This is a genomic window from Neisseria sp. HMSC058F07, assembly GCF_001810035.1.
Taxonomy (GTDB): domain Bacteria; phylum Pseudomonadota; class Gammaproteobacteria; order Burkholderiales; family Neisseriaceae; genus Neisseria; species Neisseria perflava.
In genome coordinates, this window is sequence record NZ_KV799680.1 from 21,746 (window position 1) to 23,194 (window position 1,449).

General features: G+C 49.6%; 1 pseudogene. It reads right to left on the bottom strand.

Annotated features, from left to right (window positions below):
* Positions 1-1,449, bottom strand: a pseudogene (locus HMPREF2696_RS06135) (hypothetical protein); the annotation flags it as partial.

Here is a 1,449-nt window from a genome sequence, read left to right on the forward strand (position 1 = left end):
TGCTTTCAAGCCGTCTTTGTTCAATGCAACGTCATCACCAACTTTCACACCATCATTGTTGACAGTAGTATCACCGGCTTTCACGCTGTCAACGTCCAAGTCTTTATCGGTAGCAACTTCATAAACAGTCTGACCTTTGTCACCTGTTTTTTCCGTCACAACGATGTTCTTACCTTGAACGACTTCAGTCTTAGATGCAGCGGCAGCTTGTTTTAGTTGGGAAACATTGACTGCATCGGTGTCATCCGTACCGGCCGCAACGTTGGTAATCTTATTGCCGCCGTTGTTCAAGCCAGCTTTGGTCAAGTTGACATCGCCTGCTTTCAAGCCGTCTTTGTTCAATGCAACATCATCGCCAACTTTCACACCGTCATTATTCATCACGGTATCGCCTGCGGTAACGCTGTCGACTTTCAGGTTTTTATCGGTAGCCACTTTGTAAATGGTTTGGCCATTGGCACCGACATCCTGAGTAACAACAATGTTATCGCCTTGAACGACTTCGGTCTTAGCCGCAGCCGCAGCTTTGTTCAACTGGGCAACATTCACCGCATCAGTATCATCGGTACCGGCTGCAACATTGGTAATCTTGTTGCCGCCGTTGTTCAAGCCGGCTTTAGTCAGATTGACATCGCCAACTTTCACGCCGTCAGTATTGACTGTGGTATCGCCGGCTTTCACGCTGTCAACTGCCAAGTCTTTAGCCAATTTGACTTCCAACTTATCAGAGCCATTCGCTACAACGCCGATATTGCCGTCTGAAAGTTTGGCTGCATCGGTTTGACCGCCAACAATATTCAGCTTCGTACCCGGTTTGCGTTCAACGTCTTTGCCGCTGTCTCCGCCGAAAGTCAAAGGCAGATTGGCAGTTGCATTAACGGCTTTGATTGCATCGTGGATGTTGTTCTCACCAGTACCGCCAATATCGGTCATGCTGATGTTGCCGCCATTATTGGCCGCATTACCACCCAATACATTCACCAACTGATCTTGGGCCGCATTCAACTGCTCTTCAGTCGCCGCACGTTTGCCTTTGGCAAAGTCGCTGCCGCCCAAAGTCGTATTGCTCAAGCCGCTGACTTCGCCTTTGTCACCATCGATTTTCACCGGAGCCGCTTGACCGACATTCAACACATCGGCCAGTTTTAGCTGTGCACCACCGGCTACGGTTTCGCTGATGATGTTACTGTCGCCTTTAACGTTGATGGTATTGCCCAACGCATAGTTGTTGCTACCGGTCGTACCGCCGAAGTTGATGCCTTTGGCAATCGTCGCGGCGTTGTTGGCTACGTTTTGGTTGGTTGCGTACAACTGGCTGCCGTTGACGGCATCTTTGCTGTTGGCATTGAGATCGCCATCTGCTACGTTGGTTACTTTGTTGCCCGCATTGTCCAAGCCGTCTTTAGTCAGGTTTACCTTGCCTGCTTTCAAGCCGTCTTTGTTCAATGC